At 33.6% G+C, this 20486-nt stretch carries 21 protein-coding genes and 3 pseudogenes; 16 read left to right on the forward strand and 8 right to left on the reverse strand.

Annotated elements, in window-relative coordinates; translation table 11 throughout:
* Positions 1-42: 42 nt before the first annotated feature.
* Positions 43-1467, forward strand: coding sequence for a gamma-mobile-trio recombinase GmtY (gene gmtY, locus MKX66_RS02115; protein ID WP_215590034.1), 1425 nt, complete (start codon positions 43-45; stop codon positions 1465-1467).
* Positions 1430-1951 (forward strand): annotated as a pseudogene (gene gmtX, locus MKX66_RS02120) (gamma-mobile-trio protein GmtX). Before gmtY ends, gmtX begins: the two are co-directional and overlap by 38 nt.
* Before the next feature lie 359 nt (positions 1952-2310).
* Here gmtX and MKX66_RS02125 read toward each other — a convergent pair.
* Together MKX66_RS02125 and MKX66_RS02130 are read right to left on the reverse strand one after the other, a co-directional pair.
* On the reverse strand, positions 2311-3255 hold the full coding sequence (locus tag MKX66_RS02125; RefSeq protein ID WP_215590033.1) for an acetyl-CoA carboxylase carboxyltransferase subunit alpha: 945 nt from the start codon (positions 3253-3255) through the stop codon (positions 2311-2313).
* Positions 3256-3287: 32 nt separating this feature from the next.
* On the reverse strand, positions 3288-3734 hold the full coding sequence (locus MKX66_RS02130; RefSeq protein ID WP_103592174.1) for a MarR family winged helix-turn-helix transcriptional regulator: 447 nt from the start codon (positions 3732-3734) through the stop codon (positions 3288-3290).
* A gap of 407 nt (positions 3735-4141) precedes the next feature.
* Here MKX66_RS02130 and MKX66_RS02135 point away from each other — a divergent pair, with 407 nt between their 5' ends.
* The 5 genes from MKX66_RS02135 (at position 4142) to MKX66_RS02155 (ending at position 8104) form a co-directional block, all read left to right on the forward strand.
* A complete protein-coding gene (locus MKX66_RS02135; protein ID WP_000405816.1) occupies positions 4142-4588 on the forward strand; it encodes a GNAT family N-acetyltransferase in 447 nt (148 codons plus the stop codon).
* Between the two features lie 416 nt (positions 4589-5004).
* On the forward strand, positions 5005-6396 hold the full coding sequence (locus tag MKX66_RS02140; protein ID WP_016100874.1) for an FAD-binding oxidoreductase: 1392 nt from the start codon (positions 5005-5007) through the stop codon (positions 6394-6396).
* A 6-nt stretch (positions 6397-6402) separates the two neighbouring features.
* Positions 6403-6750, forward strand: coding sequence for a DUF4260 domain-containing protein (locus MKX66_RS02145; RefSeq protein WP_098636330.1), 348 nt, complete (start codon positions 6403-6405; stop codon positions 6748-6750).
* 24 nt (positions 6751-6774) lie between these two features.
* Entirely contained in the window at positions 6775-7311 is a 537-nt protein-coding gene (locus MKX66_RS02150; protein ID WP_215590032.1) for a GrpB family protein, read from the forward strand.
* Between the two features lie 187 nt (positions 7312-7498).
* Positions 7499-8104, forward strand: a complete 606-nt coding sequence (locus MKX66_RS02155) for an FMN-binding negative transcriptional regulator (protein ID WP_201064913.1) — start codon at positions 7499-7501, stop codon at positions 8102-8104.
* Positions 8105-8542: 438 nt separating this feature from the next.
* Here the strand turns inward: MKX66_RS02155 and MKX66_RS02160 are convergent, their stop codons facing one another.
* The 5 genes from MKX66_RS02160 to MKX66_RS02180 all read right to left on the reverse strand — a co-directional run bounded on the left by MKX66_RS02160 (position 8543) and on the right by MKX66_RS02180 (position 13103).
* Positions 8543-8731, reverse strand: coding sequence for a Phr family secreted Rap phosphatase inhibitor (locus MKX66_RS02160; protein ID WP_016091949.1), 189 nt, complete (start codon positions 8729-8731; stop codon positions 8543-8545).
* Positions 8728-9822, reverse strand: a complete 1095-nt coding sequence (locus tag MKX66_RS02165) for a response regulator aspartate phosphatase (protein WP_341085385.1) — start codon at positions 9820-9822, stop codon at positions 8728-8730. The genes MKX66_RS02160 and MKX66_RS02165 overlap by 4 nt, the downstream gene beginning before the upstream one ends.
* Positions 9823-10097: 275 nt before the next feature.
* A complete protein-coding gene (locus MKX66_RS02170) occupies positions 10098-11564 on the reverse strand; it encodes a protein adenylyltransferase SelO (RefSeq protein WP_002142643.1) in 1467 nt (488 codons plus the stop codon).
* A 177-nt stretch (positions 11565-11741) separates the two neighbouring features.
* Positions 11742-12740 (reverse strand): NADP-dependent oxidoreductase, encoded by a 999-nt coding sequence (locus MKX66_RS02175; protein WP_002142642.1) that lies wholly within the window; start codon positions 12738-12740, stop codon positions 11742-11744.
* Positions 12741-12758: 18 nt separating this feature from the next.
* Positions 12759-13103 carry an ArsR/SmtB family transcription factor gene (locus MKX66_RS02180; protein WP_341085387.1) on the reverse strand — a complete coding sequence of 115 codons (345 nt, stop codon included), beginning with the start codon at positions 13101-13103 and terminating at the stop codon, positions 12759-12761.
* Positions 13104-13630: 527 nt separating this feature from the next.
* Between MKX66_RS02180 and MKX66_RS02185 the strand changes: the two genes are divergently transcribed.
* The 9 genes and pseudogenes from MKX66_RS02185 to MKX66_RS02225 all read left to right on the forward strand — a co-directional run bounded on the left by MKX66_RS02185 (position 13631) and on the right by MKX66_RS02225 (position 20187).
* Positions 13631-15250, forward strand: a complete 1620-nt coding sequence (locus MKX66_RS02185) for an FAD-dependent oxidoreductase (protein ID WP_341085388.1) — start codon at positions 13631-13633, stop codon at positions 15248-15250.
* 244 nt (positions 15251-15494) lie between these two features.
* Positions 15495-16298 (forward strand): hypothetical protein, encoded by an 804-nt coding sequence (locus MKX66_RS02190; RefSeq protein ID WP_000151461.1) that lies wholly within the window; start codon positions 15495-15497, stop codon positions 16296-16298.
* On the forward strand, positions 16295-17290 hold the full coding sequence (locus MKX66_RS02195) for a WXG100 family type VII secretion target (RefSeq protein WP_000012250.1): 996 nt from the start codon (positions 16295-16297) through the stop codon (positions 17288-17290). Before MKX66_RS02190 ends, MKX66_RS02195 begins: the two co-directional genes overlap by 4 nt.
* Positions 17291-17306: 16 nt before the next feature.
* Entirely contained in the window at positions 17307-17957 is a 651-nt protein-coding gene (locus MKX66_RS02200; RefSeq protein WP_063548210.1) for a hypothetical protein, read from the forward strand.
* Between the two features lie 30 nt (positions 17958-17987).
* Complete coding sequence (locus MKX66_RS02205; RefSeq protein WP_001088075.1) at positions 17988-18254, forward strand: DUF4176 domain-containing protein; 267 nt, start codon at positions 17988-17990, stop codon at positions 18252-18254.
* Positions 18255-18371: 117 nt separating this feature from the next.
* Positions 18372-18491, forward strand: a pseudogene (locus tag MKX66_RS02210) (type VII secretion protein); the annotation flags it as partial.
* Positions 18492-18507: 16 nt separating this feature from the next.
* The gene (locus MKX66_RS02215; RefSeq protein ID WP_326997382.1) at positions 18508-19161 is read left to right on the forward strand and encodes a hypothetical protein; all 654 of its coding nucleotides are present in this window, start codon (positions 18508-18510) and stop codon (positions 19159-19161) included.
* Positions 19136-19927: a hypothetical protein gene (locus tag MKX66_RS02220; protein WP_341085391.1), complete on the forward strand. Its 792-nt coding sequence runs from the start codon at positions 19136-19138 to the stop codon at positions 19925-19927. The genes MKX66_RS02215 and MKX66_RS02220 overlap by 26 nt, the downstream gene beginning before the upstream one ends.
* The gene (locus MKX66_RS02225) at positions 19924-20187 is read left to right on the forward strand and encodes a DUF4176 domain-containing protein (protein ID WP_215590024.1); all 264 of its coding nucleotides are present in this window, start codon (positions 19924-19926) and stop codon (positions 20185-20187) included. The genes MKX66_RS02220 and MKX66_RS02225 overlap by 4 nt, the downstream gene beginning before the upstream one ends.
* 57 nt (positions 20188-20244) lie before the next feature.
* Here the strand turns inward: MKX66_RS02225 and MKX66_RS02230 are convergent.
* Positions 20245-20484 (reverse strand): annotated as a pseudogene (locus MKX66_RS02230) (hypothetical protein); the annotation flags it as partial.
* Positions 20485-20486 lie beyond the last annotated feature (2 nt).

The raw sequence follows: 20486 nt of genomic DNA on the forward strand, positions 1-20486 counted from the left end.
TAATCAAAATGTAGGTATAGGAGGATATATAGGAGGTTATATATGAGATATGTTCAGGTATCTTCAAAAACATATAGGGATAATACAGGAAGGAGTATAGACTTTCCTACTCTTCTAGTTGAGTATAATGGAGAGACAACGCAATTACACAGATATCAAATAAAGAATCGCAGTAAAAGCAGAACTTGGCATAAGAAGTTAGTACAAGCTGTTGGACTATTGCTTGATTATATGGAAGCTAATCAGAAATATTATTCTTCTCCAAAAGAATTCTTTGATACATTTACGGAGTCTGTTTATTCAGGAACAATAAATGAAGAAGGTTTAGACCCTTCGGGGCTTTATTGGTTACCTAAAAGAGTTGAAACAGCAAATATGCTTTTATCTGCTTTAAATGGGTTATCAGATTGGTTATATGAAGAATATGGAGCTGTTCAATTAAACCCTTGGAGAAAAGCCACAAGATACGAAGAACGACTTAACTGGATGGCACAGATAAACAAAAGTCAGAACTCATTTCTAGGACATTTAAATGATGTTCATGAAATCTCTGAAACTGCAAAGTTAGCTCGCAATGCTGTTAGAAGAAGAAAACCATACTCATCAAAAGGAGATACAAAAGCCTTCCCCGAAAATAAAATACATGAGCTCCTATGGGAAGGGTTTAAGAATACAAGAAAGAACTATGAATTAGACCTTGTTGACCGTTATAACTGGCGTGATATTGCCATTACTATACTGATGCATGGCGGTGGACTTAGGCATAGTGAAGTATTTCATTTATGGGTACAGGACGTATTCCTTGACCATGAAGACCCAAATCTTGCTGTGGTACGAATCTATCATCCAAGCGAAGGAAGAGCCCCGCAGGATTTCAAGAACCCTACTACTGGTAAATATATAACAGACAGAGAAAGCTATCTGCTGTTAAAATATGGTTTACTTCCACGCAATATGTATTCCGCACAGGACAAACGATTTGCAGGGTGGAAAGAGCCAAGACTTGATAACGATGAAGATAAATACATGCATGTTTACTGGTTGTCAAAGGAATGGGGATACATCTTTATGTATGTATGGAAAATGTATATGGCAAAAAGGTTAAGAGATGGAATTAAGGATACTCACCCATTTGCCTTTGTCTCACATTCGCCTAAAACACTAGGAGAAATGATGCCACTTAGGACTCAGAGGGAGTCTCACGAAAAAGCGGTTGAAAAGATTGGTTTGACAGTCGGAAAGAAAGATGGCACTACTCCACACGGACATAGACACGCATATGGTCAAAGACTTAAAAATGCCAATATACCTGACGGCATCAAACAAATTTCCATGCACCACAAATCCATAGAGTCTCAGAACGTATACACAGAGCCAACAGTTGCAGATGTTACAGCTTCACTAAATAATGCCACTGCATCTTTGGATAATGGTTGTGTACTTCCAATGCAGACTGATAGCAGATGATGGCGGTCCAAGTGAACAAGCACTTAGAAACAAAAATGCCGAGGATTACAGGGTTTTGATAAGCAAGTGGGCTGAATACTATAAAACTACCACTAAAAAGCCTAAAAAAGAAAAGAGAACAACCGTAAACGATGATATCTTAGCAAGTATCTCCGAACCACCAACTAAAGCATTGGTTGGTATGCTTATGGCAGAGAATAAAAAGCTCAAAAGATAAAACTCTCTGCTTAAGGAACAAACAACCTTTACGATTGATTTGCGTCCTATAAACGATATAAGTAAAAATAAGGATGTCGTTATAGTCGAGCCTTCTTATAATCTGACAGATACCGAAATAGATGCGCTGAGAAATGCCATATCAAACGAATTTATGAACCATCAGGGATGGACTACCGATAAATATGGCAGAGTAAAAGAAAACGGCATTCAGGTATATAAGGCAGGATATATAACTGCCATACAAAAAATTCTTAATGAAAAATAAAAAAAATACATCCATTATCTCAAAAAAGATTGATTTAATGGATGTATTTTTACATACAGGGGTCACGCCACATTGCCATCAACCTAAGCTTTTGAGATACCCCCATACCGAAATTTTCACCTTTTTACAGTTATTTATGAGAATTCAGCTCATTTTTTCGTTTTGGGGAACAATCAATTTCTTAAGTTGATGGGTATGTGATAATGCTTCCATTTGAACAAATTTTCCTTTTCCATACCGATCACACACCTTTTGTAGAGTAATAGTATCAGCATATCCCAGTTTAAGAGGTTGCTTACAAAATATTTAGAATTTTTTTGCGAGAATCCTCCGAAATGTAATACGGACTTTAAATATTTTCATTTATAATTCTCTATTTGTCTATACTTTTCATACCGCTGTTGTATAAGCTCTTCCGAGGATAATAGTATCAATTTTTTTAGAGATGATTCGATTACAGATTCAATCACTTTTGCCTGTGATTTTATATCATTTTGTGCTCCACCTTTAATTTCAGGAATGATTTCATCAATAATTCCTAAATGTTTTAAATCTTTTGCTGAAATTTTCATATGTTCAGCAGCTTCTGGAGCATACTTAGCGTCCTTCCATAGGATAGATGCTGCTCCTTCTGGCGAAATTACCGAGTACCATGAATACTCTAACATATGGATATGGTTACCGACACTAATGCCAAGAGCTCCACCACTTGATGCCTCTCCAATTACAATACAAACAATTGGCACTTTAAGTGTAGCCATTTCAAATAGATTTCGAGCTATCGCTTCAGAAATTCCACGTTCTTCAGACCCTTTCCCTGGATAGGCGCCTATTGTATCAATAAATGTAATAATAGGGCGATTAAATTTATCAGCTTGTTTCATAAGTCTTAGCGCTTTTCTATAACCCTCTGGATGTGCCATTCCAAAATTTCTTTCTATATTTTCCTTTGTATTTCTACCTCTTTGATGACCAATAACCGTAACGGGCATCCCTTTAAATTTTGCAATACCACCTATCATTGCTTTATCATCACCATATAATCGATCACCATGAAGTTCGAGAAAGTTTGTAAACAATAAAGGTATATAGTCCAATGTCGTGGGCCGGTTACGTAGCCTTGCAATTTGAACTCGTTGAAAAGGTGTAATATTAGAATAAATTTTATCTTGTATTTTATTTAAACGTTTTTCTAATACATGAATTTCTGGCGATAAATCTACATTATTTTCTTTCATAATTTTCTTTAATTCATCAAATTTCTCTTTTAATTCAATAATAGGACGTTCAAAATCCAAACTCATTTTACCCTCCAAATGTTATGATTTACCTCACTCTAATCAAAAGGCTTAGAAATAGAATCAATAAATAATTCAAAACCATCCACAACTATTTTTTGTTCTGATTCTGATAAATTATTGAGAATACTTTGATAAAATGTAATGGATTGCTCTCTTAAGCAATTAACAGTTATGTGACCTTTTTCTGTGAGATGCAGAAAAAGTTCTCTTCTATTTTTTTCATTTACTTCACGATAAATAAGCCCCTTTTTTACTAACTTATCTACCAATCTACTTACAGTTGAAGTCTCTAATCTAAGTTTATTGGATAGTTGCCAAACAGTTAATTTTTCCACCTCTAGTTCCTCTAACGCCATCATTTGAGAAGTTGGTAAAGGTTTTTCAAATGGTCCATTGGGCAAATTTTGAGATTCAAAAACCCCAGTTATTATAATCATTTTCTTAATATCTGCTCTTAGTTTTAAGGCATCTTCTCTTTTCAAATAGGTCACCCTCCTACAACTAATGTATCATACATCAATTGTATTATACAAGAATATGTTTTTTTCACAAGCTTAACGTAAGCCAATATTACAACATGGACGAGATATTTCTTCTTGTTAAAATGGTATAAGTGGATTGTTTTCTACAAATGGCAGAACATCAATTATGTATCAGGGCCTTTATGGGGTACCGCTCATCGCAATCAAGCTAAGAAAATAAAACTACCCAAAAAACGAAAATTTTGTGATAACTTGTAACAAAAAACTCATAATTTTTTGGGGGAGTTCTAAATTCTTAAGTTGATGGGCATGGGGTAGCACCAACATAACGCGGATTCTGTACGTTAAGACAAATATTGTAATATTAAAGATGATATAATTGGAGAAAAAATGTGGGGGGTTCCTTAGTGGAGATAAGAAAATATAATTCTGATGACATCAAACAATTTACAGATTTAATGCCAGATTTAGGTTATCCCAGTTCATTAGATGAAATGAAAGTAAGAATGCAACGTATCGAATCCAATCCAAATTACTACACCTTTGTTGCAATAAATGATAATAACTTAGTAGGGATGATAGGAATAACAATTCATACAACGTACACAAACAATGATGAAAAGATTCAAATAACATCGCTAGTTACAAAGAAAGAATATCGTGGTCAAGGTATTGCGAAAGCATTGATTAAATATGTGGAAGAATGGTCTTTGAAAAGGGGTTCTAATTTTATTTATCTTCTAAGTGGAAAAAGTGAACAGAGGATAAAGGCACACGAACTATATAAATTCCTTGGTTACGAGATAACAGGTTATAGGTTTGTAAAGCGTATGAAAAAAATAGATATTATTTAACAGTTGAGTGCAATTGTTAAATAATTAAATCCCAATTTCTTATGTATATCACTGAGAGATTGGGATTTTTTATATTGGATATCCTTAGCGTACGAAATTCGCGTTTTGTTTGTGCTACCCCTATAAGGTAGCACAAAATTTCGGTCTGGGGGGTACTATAAAATTTTAGCTTGATGGGTATGTGGTGCTACCCCATACAAATAAAAAGTTTGATTATAAAGTTTGATTATATATAATCAAACTCAAAAACTCTAAATATAAGGTCTGGTTTTGTTTTATTATACTATTTACCCTATATTCTAATATACTGCAAGTTCTTTTTTAATATAAAACCTCAGGAATCTAACTATTCTGATTATTATGTATAAAAATGGTATAATTAATGTAGAGTAAATAATATAAAAGGAGAGTATGTAATGGAAATAACAATTGAGCGTTTAGTAAATGAATTAAAGGATGTACTTCCTGAAGATCAAGTAGTGGTTAATAAGACAGTAAGAGAGTTACATAGTAAAGATGAATCTTACCATAATAGTAGTTTACCTGATGTAGTTGTTTTTCCGAAAACGATGGAAGAGGTTAGAGCAATAATGAAAATAGCGAGTGAGCATAAAAAACCTGTCATTCCATTTGGAGTAGGTTCTAGTTTAGAAGGTCATATAATTCCTTATGAAAAGGGGATTACAGTTGATTTTTCATTAATGAACAAAATACTTGAAATAAGAGAGAAAGATTTTCTTGTGAAAGTACAACCAGGAGTGACTCGTTCTCAGCTCAATAAAGAATTGAAAAAGTACGGTTTGTTTTTTAGTGTAGATCCAGGTGCAGATGCAACGTTAGGAGGCATGGCTGCTACGAATGCGAGCGGAACGACAGCGGTTAAGTATGGCGTAATGCGTGATCAAGTTCGTGATTTAGAAGTGGTGCTTGCTGATGGGCAAGTGATACATACTGGCAATTTAGCGGCGAAGTCATCATCAGGTTATCATTTAAATGGTATTTTCGTAGGATCAGAGGGTACGCTTGGATGCTTTACAGAGCTAACATTAAAAGTATACGGCATACCAGAACATGTTATGGCTGCGAGAGCATCGTTTCCAACTATAAATGATGCAGTAGAAGCTGTTATTAATATACTGCAAGCTGGCATTCCAATTGCGAGAATAGAACTTGTTGATGAATTATCTATGAAACAAGTAAATCATTATAATGAGACAAATTACAGAGAAGAACCAACACTGTTTTTAGAGTTTCACGGAAATGAAGCGGGATTAACGCAAGATATCGAGTTTACGAAGGAAATTGTTTTTGATCATAAATGTAAAGAAGTTGCTTTTGAAACTGAAACTGCGGCAAGAAATAAATTATGGGATGCAAGACATAACTTAGCTTATTCTTACGTTCATAGTTACCCTGGCAAAAAGCTAATGAGTACAGATGTATGTGTGCCAATTTCAGAGTTAGCTGGCGCGATTCAAAATGCGAAAGAGACGTTAGATAAGGTGGGCCTTGTTGGTGGTATTCTTGGCCATGTAGGAGACGGGAATTTTCACGTGCTCTTAATGATTGATCCAAATGATAAAGATGAAGTGAAAAAAGCGGATGAAATAAATGAAAGTATTGTACTGTATGCTCTTAAGCGTGGCGGAACTTGTACAGGAGAGCATGGCGTTGGAATAGGAAAGCAGAAGTATCAAGAAGAAGAACATGGTGCGGCATTATTGGTAATGGAGAAAATAAAGAAAGCTCTTGATCCGCAAAATATTTTAAATCCGAATAAAATTTTCAAGCTAACAGATAAGGAATGATGAAGTTTGGAGAAACGAATTATACACTTTGAAGGATTGGTGGTCTTATTAGTTGCAATTTATATATATGGATTATGTGGATTTAGTTGGTTATTATTTATTGTATTACTTTTTGCACCTGATTTAGCAATGGTGGCGTACGCTATTAACAAACGTATCGGTGCACAAATTTATAATCTATTTCACACATATATCATATCAATATTACTTGTTTTAATAGGGGTCTATTTAAAGATGGATACGATTTTAATGATTGGTTTAATATGGACAGCACATATTGGAATGGATCGAATGCTTGGGTATGGATTGAAGTATGAAACTGATTTTAAGGATACGCATATTCAGAGGTTATAAAAGTGATTTGAGAAGGGTGGTCAATTGAAACAATTTATTACTGTTGAGAAATATAATACACAATGGGAAAGTGAATTTTGTAAATTACAGACGTTGATTAATAACGTAATGGGAGAACTCATTTTTTCTATAGAGCACGTTGGGAGTACATCTGTTAAAGGCCTTGCTTCTAAACCGATATTAGATGTCGATGTTGTAATAGAAGACTATGATGTTTTTCCAAAAGTAATAAAGAGACTTGAACAGGTAGGTTATTTTCATCAAGAAGAGTGGAGTTTTAAGGGGAGAGAGGTTTTTGGGAGAAAGGGTCAATATGTTCCGAGGGACGGGAAGAATACAATTTGGATGGAACATCATTTATATGTATGCGATAAGAATAGTGAAGAGTTAAGAAGACATGTAGCGTTTCGTGAGTATCTTCGTGGAAATCCAAACGTTGTTATTGAATATGGAAAGCTAAAGAAAGAATTAGCAGAAACGGCGGAAAATCGCTTAAATTATAGCTTAGGTAAAACGGAATTTATTGAATATGTATTAGAAAAAGCTATGAAGGATCGTTGAATAAGGGAGTTTGTATAAATAAAAAAATTGACTAAGGTGGCAGAAATCATATAATGCCACCTATTATTTTTGAAACAAAGGTTTTACTATATGCACTGACCTTATAAAACAATTATCATCTGTCCCTGCCCAATAATAAATCTCGTAAATATAATGGGAAATAAGAAGATAAGAAAAGAGGGAGCTTATGTACATACCAAAACATTTCACTATACAAGATGAAGAGACGAAGTACGAAATGATTGAACAAAATAGCTTTGCAACTTTATTTTCTCAACATAACGGAGCACCGTACGCAACGCATTTACCGTTATTGTTAAATAGGGAAACACTTACTTTATCCGGGCATTTTGCACGTCCAAATGAGCAGTGGAAAGATAGTGGAAATCAACAAGTGTTAGCTATTTTTCAAGGGCCACATAGTTACATCTCTCCGTCATGGTATGAAACAAATAAAGCAGTACCAACATGGAACTATGTTGCGGTGCATGTATATGGGGAGTTAGAAATTGTTGAAGATGAACAGGAATTAATAGATTCTCTTCAAGATTTAGTACATAAATATGAAAATCCAAAGAGCACGTACTCACTGAATAATGTAGATCCGAATTATATGGAAGGATTAAGTAGGGGAATAGTTGGGTTCAGAATAAAGATAAATAAAATAGAAGGGAAAGCGAAGTTAAGTCAAAATCATTCTGTGGAGAGAAGAGAATTAGTTATAGAAGAACTTGAGAAAGTTGGGAGTGAAGGGAGCAGGGGGATTGCAGGGTTGATGAAGGAAATAGAGTGATTTCATATGAAACAAAGGGATATTTCTATTTTTGTAGAAATATCTTTTACTTGAAAGAAAAACTGCCTCCGTAGCTCTAGAAGGGAAGAGCGCCGGAAAACAGTGTAGAACCGGGTCGCAAGGCGAAGGTTTCAGAAGCACCGAAAAGCAAATAAGCTGAGACAGGTGAAACTCCTGTCGGTGAAATTCCGTAGGGAAGCGTGTTCCCCTTAGCCTATGCTTACGAAAGGAGTGCGGGTTCGAATCCCGCCGGAGGCATAGCTTATTAGAGGAATGGGATATCAATTCGGAATTGTATTACTTTATTAAGTGTTGTAATAATAGGTGGTTTAGTATCTCTTGCGCTACCATTTGTTTATTAAAAAGTACTCGATACATCAACAAAATAAGCGCATTTAAAACGACCTTCTTAATCGAAGGTCGTTCATTTCTTTGGTATTAAAATGTTTTTTCAGCAGTTGTTGGATTGTAGTCTTTACTAACGTCAACTGATTGAACAAAATCAGGTCGTTGTGGTGCAGGAAGATCGGCATGACTTGCTTGATATGTAAATGAACTATTTATTCCAATAGACACAATACCAATAACAGATAATCCTAAAACGAGAGAACTAATTTTTTTAATCATTTTAGAGCTCCTTTCTCAAACGTTTTTTCTTTTGCTTGTAACGCTTTATGAAAATATTCACTCGCCTTTATATGATTATTTTCATCATAAAATTTAACAGCTAGTTTCTCTGAATACTCTTGAGTGTAGTTATATAAAGATTCTTTGTCGAAATAAGTAATTCCTTCAAGAATAATTTTTTCTAGATCTTCAGTTGACTCATTATTGTTAAATGAATTTAAATTTTTAAAATGAAGTATATATTCTTCATTATTTAGTTCTGTACAAATTTTTAATCCTTTTTTAATAAGTTCTTCAGCAATATTTATTTCACCAAGTTTAGAATGTTCTCTAGCTTGTAAAAAGGTCGCTTTAAAATGTGTAGGTATTTTTGTTGTAACTTCTGATAAATGTCGAATTGCTAGAGGAGAAAGGTTTTGACTTGCATAGAGCCAACCTAGATTATTGCGAACACTTAAAACTAAAGCATTTTCGTTGAATTTTTGTAAAATAGAAAGAGCAGAATTGAATTTTTCCTCTGCTTGTTCATATTGTTTTAAAAATACACATGAAGAACCAATTATGTTGTCACAAAGGGCTAATTTTATTTCAAATCCTTTTTCAGTAATGAAAATTTCTCTGGCTTTTGTTGCTTGCTGAATTGCTTCAATAGGTTTATAAAAATGTTGATTAAAGATAGCGAATCGATAATTGAATTCTGCTTCCTCTAATTTATCTGAAATATTGACTAATAGTTTCTCTGCCTTTTCATAATGTTTACTCGCTAAGTTATAATTTGTTGTTAAAGTAGCATAAATCGCTTTAAACAAATTATAGTAATAAGAAAGTGGATGATTAGATGAGATAGTATAAGAATCTATCTTATCAAAACTATCTTTTGTAATACTTAAACTAGCTGTTAAAATTTTATAGCGAAAATCTAGTAAGGAATAGTATAATGCTAAATTTTCGTCTTCTTTAAAATGTAGTTCCTTTTCCTCAATTTCATGCTTTAAATTCGTCGCCTGTGAAACATCTTGCTTTAGCATAGCTAAATACCAATCATTAAATAGTTTTGTAATTTGTTCATTACCTTGTAGTTGAACGTTCATGAAATCCCCTCACTTTTTGAATATTCTTATAAAACATATTATCAAAAATAACAATATTTAGAAATGGGGTTTTATATTTCTCAATATTTGTTTAGTGGATTTATTATTAAACAAATTGGAATAAAGTTAGTTTTGTTCTTTAGTTTAAGGGAGGGGAGTGTGGAATATAGTAAGGATAACTATAAGATGCTTCAATCTGTCTTTTTAAAAGGGAAGTGTATAAAAAAGGTGTGTTCATACAATTTGTATGAACACACCTTTTTTATGTTAAATAATCACGTCCCGCAAAAAGTCCGATAAGGGCGATTCGACGGCGCTGGAGGCATGCAGTAATCCGCTTGTTCTTGAGAATATTCATAAGGATTTGCTAAAGCTTGAAGAAGTTTCTCCATTACGCTATAGTCTCCATCTTTAACAGCTGCTTCTAGTGCTTCTTCTACTCGGTGGTTTCGAGGGATGATTACTGGGTTGTTATTTTTCATTAATTTGTATGCATCATCTTTCGATTCTTTTTGTCTTTCTAACCGAGATTGCCATAGCTCGTACCATTCTTTAAATTCAGGACTTTCAAATAAAGGTGCATTTTCTAATATATTGACAGTTAATGCACGGAATGTATTTGTATAATCTGCTTTATATTTTTCCATTGCTTTTAAAAGTTTCTCAATAAGTGATTGATCTTGCTCTTCATTGCTAAATAGTCCTAATTTCTTCTTTATTCCGAGGAACCAATTGTTTTCGTACTGCACGCTAAACTTTGAAATTTCATCTTGTGCAATTTTTAGTGCTTCTTCTTCATCTTCATGCAGTATCGGTATTAAAGATTCAGCTAAACGTGCGAGATCCCATGCAGCCATATATGGTTGATTTCCGTATGCATAACGGCCTTGTGTGTCAATAGAGCTAAATACTGTTCCTTGATTATAACTATCCATAAAGGCACATGGACCGTAATCAATCGTTTCACCGCTAATCGTTATATTGTCAGTGTTCATTACGCCGTGAATGAAGCCAACGAGTTGCCATTTTGCGATAAGGCTTGCTTGTCTCTTAATGACTTCTTGTAGTAGTGCGACATATGGATTTTCAGTAGATTCAACCTCTGGATAATGTCTTTTTATCGTATAATCAGCTAAAGCTTTGAGATCTTCGATTGAGCCTCGAGCTGCGGCGTATTGGAATGTTCCAACGCGTATATGACTGCTTGCAACTCTAGTTAAAATAGCTCCAGGTAACTTCGTTTCGCGATAGATTGGTTCGCCAGTTGAGACTACTGCTAAACTGCGAGTAGTTGGAATATCAAGCGCGTACATCGCTTCACTAATAATATACTCACGTAGCATTGGACCGAGTGCAGCACGACCATCACCGCGGCGTGAATATGGAGTTGGACCGGAACCTTTCAATTGAATATCAAACCGTTCGCCTGAAGGAGTAATTTGTTCTCCAATTAAAAGGGCACGACCATCTCCTAACATGTTGAAATGACCAAATTGGTGCCCAGCATACGCTTGAGCTAGTGGATGAGCTCCTTCTGGAATAGTATTACCAGCTAAAATGGCGATTTCAGCGTCCTTTTTTAGTTCCTCAGGATTAAAGCCAAGAGATATTGCTAAAGAATTATTTAGTTTAATTAACTCCGGTGAGTGTACAGGAGTTGGGGGGATTTCTGTATAAAATGATTGTGGTAAAGTCGTATAACTATTATCTAAATTCCAACCTGCTTCATTATTTTTAGTCATTTTATCTCCTCCTTGTTTATTTTTTTATTATGTATTTGTACGTATGTATTCTTTGTAAAATTAGCTAAAAGTATAATATGATATTTCCCCTTGAAATCTATTGTAAGGACTTCATTGCACTATGTCTATTTAACAGCAAATAATAAAACTCCATTTTAAAAAAATGGAGTTTTATTATTATTTAATTTTTACAATTATCTTTCCTTTTGCTCTTCCAGACTCTGAATATTCCATTGCTTTTTGAGTATCTTCAAAAGGGAAAATGCGATCGATTATAGGTTTGATTTGTCCAGATTCAATATACTTTGCAATTATACGTAATTGATCTCCGCTTGGTTTCATAAACAAAAATGAATATTGAGCATTATGCTTTTTTTCAAGTGCAGTAAGTTTTTTGCTTGCTAATGAAAATAAGAGTGTTTTGAAAAATCCTGAACCAAATTCTTTACCGAAGCGAGCATTCGGCATTCCTGAAATGGAAACAATGTTCCCTTCGCTTTTTATAATATCGAATGATTTTTCAAGTGTTGTACCGCCAAGTGTATCAAATACCGCATCATAATTTTTCAGTATATCTTCAAACTTTTCATTTTTGTAATTAATAATTTCATCTGCGCCAAGAGACTTTACTAAATTTTCACCAGCTTCACTAGCAGTTGTTGCAACAGTGGCACCCATTATTTTTGCTAACTGAATTGCGAAAGTACCAACACCGCCGGATCCAGCGTGAATCAAAATCTTTTGTCCTTTTTGTAATTGCATGATGTCATGTAATGCTTGATATGATGTTAAGCCAACGAGTGGAATCGACGCCGCTTCCTCAAAAGTTAAATTTTTCGGTTTTAAGGCTATATCATCTTCATGAATGGCTATATATTCCGCAAAAGTACCGATCTTATCTTTTCTTGGACGTGCATATATTTCATCACCAACTTTAAATTGAGTCACCTTTGTTCCGACTTTTACAATGACACCAGAAAAGTCATTACCAAGAATAAGGGGCATTTTATATTTAAGTAACAACTTCACTTTTCCATCGCGTATTTTAAAATCAATTGGGTTAATGCTAGCTGCATGAATTTCTGCGAGCACCTCATACTGATTTATTTCAGGGGTGGGCATCTCAGTCATACGCATTGGAACTTTCCCGTACTTATCAATCACCATTGCTCTCATTTCTTATACCTCCAAAGTTCAATAAAAGTTTTGCAGTAGCTTCTCAATATCTAATACAAGATTTTTTAATAATCCTAATTTGGTACGTATGTCAATATAATAAAAGTTCTTTGTACCTTCTTTACGCATTAAAATAATACCAGCTTCTCGTAAAATCTTAAGGTGATGTGATACTGCTGGTCGAGAAAGGTGTGTTTGTTTAGTGATTTCGCCAACACGTAATCCAGTTTGACATTCTGTTTTCATTAGAACTAACAAAATAGCTTGACGAGTTTCATCGCCAATTGCTAATAATACTTTTTGAGAATCAATAAAACCTTTTTTTATAACATTTAATTGCTCTTGTTTATTCATTTCAATCACTTTACCTCCAATAAGTAGTCGAAAGGTTTAAGATGATGAACCATTACATCGATACGGTAATGCTACATGAATGTTGTATGAGCTGCAATATTGAGAAAGAAAATCGAGACGAATCTATTTTTACGTATTGAAAATTATGGAGTAGTTATTATAGGGAATAGAAAATAATGGAGTTGAAAGGTAGAAAATGATTTAACAATACGATGTCTGCCGAGGATAAAGGGTAGCCATTTAACAATAAAATAAGCGGTCGTAACCTTGTATAATTTACAAGGTTACGACCGCTTATAATGTTTTTATTATTTTTGATGTCTATATCAGAGAATAGTTCAAAGTAAAGCCTTCTTTTTTATTCTTTCATACACACACAAATTAAGTGACTTGTAGATGTATGAAAGGATAAAAGTAATTTGGGGCGTAATCTATCTATATGATAATTTAAAATGAAATATAAGTCTATATCTTTGTTGTTTTTTTGATTATATTTATGTCACTGAGCTCAGAACAATGATGTGGAGGGGAAATATATGAAATCGAATTATATACCAGTTTTAATTGTTGGAGGAGGATTATCAGGATTAGCATCTGCTTTATTCCTTGCAAAACATAAAATTGATTATTTACTGATTGAAAGGCACCCGACTACTGCAATTCATCCAAAAGCAGGTGGAATCACTTTTCGTACGATGGAGTTATTTCGAGAATTAGGTTTAGAACAAAGAATTAAATCAGCGGGTAAAGCATTAGAAAATTGCCGAGGAAGACTAGCAGTTCATACAATAGCTGAGGTGGAAAAGGAAGAATTGGCAAAAATGAGGACCGCTCAGTATGGAAACGATGAAAAGTTACTTCAAAAAATAGAAGAGATTAGTCCATCAAAACAAACGGCTTGTTATCAAATTATTTTAGAAGAGATGATGTTACTAGAAGCGAAAACATTAGGTGGGCAACTATCTTATTATCATGAATTAGTTTCATTTGAACAAAAGGAAAACGGAGTAATAGCAACGATTCGAGATCGTGACACGGAAAAAGAGAGCGTTGTTCATTGTGACTATGTAATCGCAGCAGATGGAGCGAAAAGTAAAATACGTGAGCAGCTAGGGATAAGTACCGAGGGGCGAGGTACAATCGGTGGCTATTATATGAATATTTATTTTGAAGCTGATTTAAGTGAGTTTATACAAGGAGATGCATTTGGTTTTTCTATGATACTTCATCCAGAAGTAATTGGTGCGCTTATTCCAGTCGATAACGAAAGTAAATGGATTTATCATGTAGCTTATGATCCAGTAAAAGGGGAGCGACCAGAGGATTTCTCTATAGAACGCTGTAAACAAATTATTCAAACTGCAATTGGAAGTACGGATATTAAGCCAGAAATAGTAAGTGTTTTGCCGTGGGAAGCGAGTGAAAGTACAGCGGTAAAATTTCAGGACAATCGCATCTTTTTAGTTGGTGACTCGGCGCATATTATGCCGCCAACAGGAGGATTCGGTTCAAATACAGGAATACAAGATGCACATAATTTAGCTTGGAAATTAGCGGCTGTTATAAAAGGGAAAGCAAATCCAAAATTGTTAGAAACGTATCATGACGAGAGATATCCTGTTGCAAAATTAACGACGGACCATGCGAGTAGTATATTATTTCGTGCTGCGAATAGAGAGGAAGGTAATTTGAGTAATATGGATAGTTTAGCTGTCACTGCTGGTTATCAGTATTGCTCAGAAGCAATTATAGACGAATGTAACACACCGCATAGAATGAATATAGTTGATTTGAACGGACGCCCGGGAACGCGTGCGCCACATTTTTGGGGAACTTATGAAGGAAAAGAAGTTTCTATACTTAATCTATTTGGTAGCAACTTTGTGTTACTTACTGGAGCAGAGCCTAGTACTTGGACTGAAGCTGCACGTGACGTTTCATCTAAATTAGGAGTAAATATAAAAGTGTATCGTGTTGGTTTAAGTGGAGACTTTGTTGCTCAAAAAGATGTTTTGAGTGAACTATATGGGATAGGGCATGGAGGTGCTGCATTGATTAGACCAGATGGCTTTATAGGATGGCGTTTGGAAAAAGAGGTAGTAAATCCAGATGTAGTGCTTGAAGAAGTAATGGGTAATTTATTATGTGATTTTTAAGTAACTAAGGAAGTATTGTCTTATATAGGACGATACTTCTATTTTTTTAGCTTACAAAATAAAATTGTTTAGTGAAGAGCCATTATTATTATAAAAATATATGTAAATTAATTCCCTTTCTTTTTGTTATTATTAGAATTTTTTTAGTTTTTAGTTATAAGTGTTGGCAATTACTAGATTGAATCATTTTTTTATTGTATTATATTTCTTAGGGATTACATATTACGCTAGGGAGTGGGACTGTTTGACTATTGAACCTCTTATTTTATCAAATAAAGAAGTATATGTATTAACTGGTATGTTTGACCGTGAAACTATGATTGGAATTGAGAACCCCTTTGAAAATTGGTCAGATGAAGAAATAGACAAAGAATTAGATGTAATGCACGAGCATTGGACAAACGAAGAACTACTCATAATAAAAGAAGATGAAACATTATGTAACAAACAACTTTTAGAATATTTCCGCATTTGTTTAACTACAGGATTTGTTATTGAAGTACAGATAGGTAAAAACAGCGCTTTAGAAAAAAATATTTTCTATTTTAGTGAAAAAAAAGTTATACAAAATGTAATAACAGATGCTAACGGTGATAAACAATGTACATTTAAAGAATGCGGGACACCAGAGGTAGCTTGGCAATATATATATCAAGCATTACAGCCTAAAAATACTTTCTCTTGTCCAAATTATACATTTAAAATCCCTTCTTCTGCATATAAGGAAACTATTTTAAATCAATCAAACAAGCAATTAGTAGATTACTTGAAACTTTACTTAGATGATGAAGCTTCCTTAGAGTTAGCAAACATTATACATAATCGTGAAGAATTAAATACTGTTCAAGTTCATTATTATATAAAGGACTCATGGTCTACAGATTGTATTCAGTTTTTATATAGTCAAAACCAATATTGGCTAATCCAAAAAGTATTAGATAATGAACAAACACAAACAAATTTTATTTGTCTTGATACCTTTACTCTTACTGAAGAGATAAAAAAGATGGTGCTTTATCTTAAATCATTAGGCGGTGAAACAAGGTGAGCGGTGAAATTAAGGTTACTCCTGCCCATTTAAGGAAACTGGCTTCTAATATAGAACAAACAGCTCATGAGCTATCTGAAACATATCAACGTATCAATCAGCAGTTATTCGATCTGCCTTTCCAGATATCTGGAAGAGATGCTGTGTTAAATCAATCCCAATACGCAGGATCAATGTTAGCTACTATAACGACCGCTTTAAAAGAACATAGTGATTCATTAAGAAAAGCTGCTGATCGTTTTGAGAAGGCTGATCAACAAGAAGTTTCATTTGGAGAAGAAGCAATTGATATAAATTGGTTCGCACCGTTTGGTGGCGATATTGGTGATTGGAAAGATAACCCTGCAGGGTCTGCATTTACTTTACTGGGTACTGTAACGGAAGGTGCAGCTGCCTATAAATTGGCATCTTTACATAATAAAGGCTTGCGTGTAACACCCTACACAGATAGAAAAGGAAAAGAAATGGTAAGATTTCAAAATCGGACCGTACTAAAGGATAAAAATGGACTTAATGTGATAAGGCGTACAAAATTACCTTTAGCCGAAGTAAAGCAAATAGACGATGTAAAAAGACATGTTTTATCACCAAAAGAATTTCTTAAAGATTCATTGAAATTAAAAACAAATGCTTTAGGCTATGCAGCTGTAGGATGGGATGTAATTAATGATACAAAGGAAAATATTGAAAATAAAGCGTCAAAAACTAAGATAGCTGGTGATATTATTGGTGATGCAGCAATTGGGGTTGGTACAACTGCTGTAAGTGCCTTTGCGGGAGCCAAGCTAGGTGCAGCTGTTGGAACTGTTTTTGGCGGTCCAATCGGAACTGTTGCTGGAGCTTGTATTGGCTTTGGTGTTTCTATAGGAGCTAGTATAATAACAGATGGAATTAAGTTTAACAAAGGTGATTGGAATCATGATGGTAAACAGGATTCAATAAAAGATAGAGTTAAATCTGGAATCGGAGCAACTTTAGATAAAATTTTTTAGTTTTTAGGAGAGTAATATGGAAAAATACCACGGAAAAAGCACAGAACAAATTATTCAGAAATTGATGCCTGGCAGTGTAAGATCGAGTGTCGTTATGGTATGGGTAGTTATTAATTTTATGATTTTAACCCCATTTTTATTTCCTCCAACCTTTACTATATACTTATATGTAATTTTACCTTTTCTTTTGATTGCTAATATATGGGGGGTATGGGTATTTTTTTGTAAACCAAATGAGCCAAGGTTGGCACACATTTTATATAATGGATTTATGGGGCTAACTTTTTCTTTTGGAAGCTTTATAGTGATTCAAAAGATTGCATATACTTTTATTGAAATTGAAACACCTCTGTTTTTTATTGTTACTTTTGTGCTTTACATTTTTACAATTTATAAATTGATTTCTATTGGAGTGAAAAGTTTTTTAAGGAGATTAAACAATGAAGAAAATGACAATATAAAAATTTCTCCAATTGTTTATTTATCAGGATTGGGATATGTTATTGGACAAATATGTATAGGTACATTATCACAAAACGGTTTAGCGACGGTCTTAATTTTAGTCTTTTCTTTATTGGCTGTTGTGTCTAGTATATATGGTGTATATATATGTATATATATTGATTTAAAGAGATGGAAAACCAATCTAGATTCCTTAAATTCTTAAAAAAACAATTAATAAGGAGGAGGACATACAATGAATTCGCAACTTTTTCCTATAGGATCTATTGTAATTTTAAAAGAAGGTACAAAGAAACTTATGATTTTTGGGCGAAAACAAAAAGTAGCAACAGATGAGGTAAGAAAATTCGATTATATGGGATGTCCTTATCCAGAAGGCTATATTAATCCAGATTTCACTTATTTATTTAATCATGATGATATTCAAGAAGTTGTTTCAACTGGATATGAAGATCAGGAAGAGCGTACTTTCCAAAAAAATGTATTATCTAAAATAAAATAAGAAATAATGTAAAAAACTGTTTAAACAAGCAGTTTTTTTTACATTATTTCTTATTAGTGATGCAGCAAACGGATCTTTTATTGGAGTGGAATAAGCTTGGATGTTTTTATAGAAATTAATATAGAAACTGATGGAATCAAATTTAACAAAGGTGATTGGAATCATGATGGTAAACAGGATTCGATAAAAGATAGAGTTAAATCTGGAATCGGAGCAACTTTAGATAAAATTTTTTAGTTTTTAGGAGAGTAATATGGAAAAATACCACGGAAAAAGCACAGAACAAATTATTCAGAAATTGATGCCTGGCAGTGTAAGATCGAGTGTCGTTATGGTATGGGTAGTTATTAATTTTATGATTTTAACCCCATTTTTATTTCCTCCAACCTTTACTATATACTTATACGTGATTTTACCTTTTATTTCCATTTCTAATATATGGGGAGTATGGGTATTTTTTTATAAACCAAATGAGCCAAGGTTGGTACACATTTTATATAATGGATTTATGGGGCTAACTTTTTCTTTTGGAAGCTTTATAGTGATTCAAAAGATTGCATATACTTTTATTAAAATTGAAACACCTCTATTTTTTATTGTTACTTTTCTGCTTTACATTCTTACAATCTATAAATTGATTTCTATTGGAATGAAAAGTTTTTTAAGGCGATTAAACAATGAAGAAAATGAAAATATAAAAATTTCTCCAATTGTTTATTTATCAGGATTGGGATATGTTATTGGACAAATATGTATAGGTACATTATCACAAAACGGTTTAGCGACGGTCTTAATTTTAGTCTTTTCTTTATTGGCTGTTGTGTTTAGTATATCTGGAGCGTATATATGCATATATATTGATTTGAAGAGAGAGGAAATGGATGGGATGCATAATGGACAAATATAATGGCAACAACATAGTGGATTGTATACGAATATTAATACCATTTGATATAAGGAATGTTGTAGGGGCCTTTATGTGGGTTATCATGAATTTTATGCTACTTATCATTTTATTCATATTTCCACCGTTCAATATATACTCTTACGTAGCCTTACCATTTTATGTGATATGTAATCTATGGGGAATTTGGGTTTCTATTCATAAGCCTCGGCAGCCTCAATTGCAACATTTACTATATTCTGGATTTGTTGCTTTAAGTATTTCATTTTGTAGCTTCATAGCTGTACAAAAGTTAGCTTACGAATTCGTAGAAATAGAGTCACCTTTATTTTCTATTCTATCGCTTATTGCATATAGTTTAATTGTTTATAAATCTGAATTATTTTGGATTAAATATTTTACAGCCCGCTTAAGGGGGACAACTGATCAAGATGTGAAAATTCCTAAAATTGTATATTTTTCGGGTTTAGGTTATATGATTGGTCAAGTTATTATTGGGATTTTGAGCCAAAAAGCTATGGCGATTGTGCTAATCGTTATTTTGTCATTTATTTCAGTTGTTTTCCTAGCGCTAAGTACACATTTGTATTTTTACTTTGATTTCAAAAAACAAGGTATTACTTCGCGACATTTAAAAGAATTATATTCTCAAAAGAAGCCTAAACTGTCAAGGAAGGAAAGGAGACAATCCACGGCTGCTTCGGGACATGTAAATATACCCTATTCTCAAAAGAAACCTAAACTTACAAGAAAGGAGAAAAGACAATGAATTCGCAACTTGTTCCTATAGGTTCTATTGTAATTTTAAAAGAAGGTACAAAGAAACTCATGATTTTTGGGAGGAAACAACAAGTAGAAACGGATGAGGTAAGGAAGTTCGATTATATGGGGTGTCCTTATCCAGAAGGCTATATGAATCCAGATTTCACATATTTATTTAACCATGATGATATTCAAGAAGTTGTTTCAACAGGATATGAAGATCAAGAAGAACGTACTTTCCAAGAAAATGTATTGTCTAAAATATAATAAGAAATAATGTGAAAAAACTGTTTAAATAAGCAGTTTTTTTTACATTATTCCTTAATTCCAGTTTGGATGTTTCATTCCATGTAAACTAGTACCACCTGTGACGATAATTTGTGCACCTAAACCTTGTTGATAAGCATGTAAAGGAGTTTGCCAATTACCAGGATGGGAACCACCGAAAACGAAAATTGCATCACACTGTTGTGGTGTTGATTCTTTTAGGAAAGCGATTTCGGTTATTTCTTCAATTTGTTTTTTCGTAAGATGTGGGACTTCAGGATATTTAGGGATTACCATAT

The organism is Bacillus sp. FSL R9-9530 (genome assembly GCF_038008145.1).
GTDB classification, from domain to species: Bacteria; Bacillota; Bacilli; order Bacillales; family Bacillaceae_G; genus Bacillus_A; species Bacillus_A mycoides.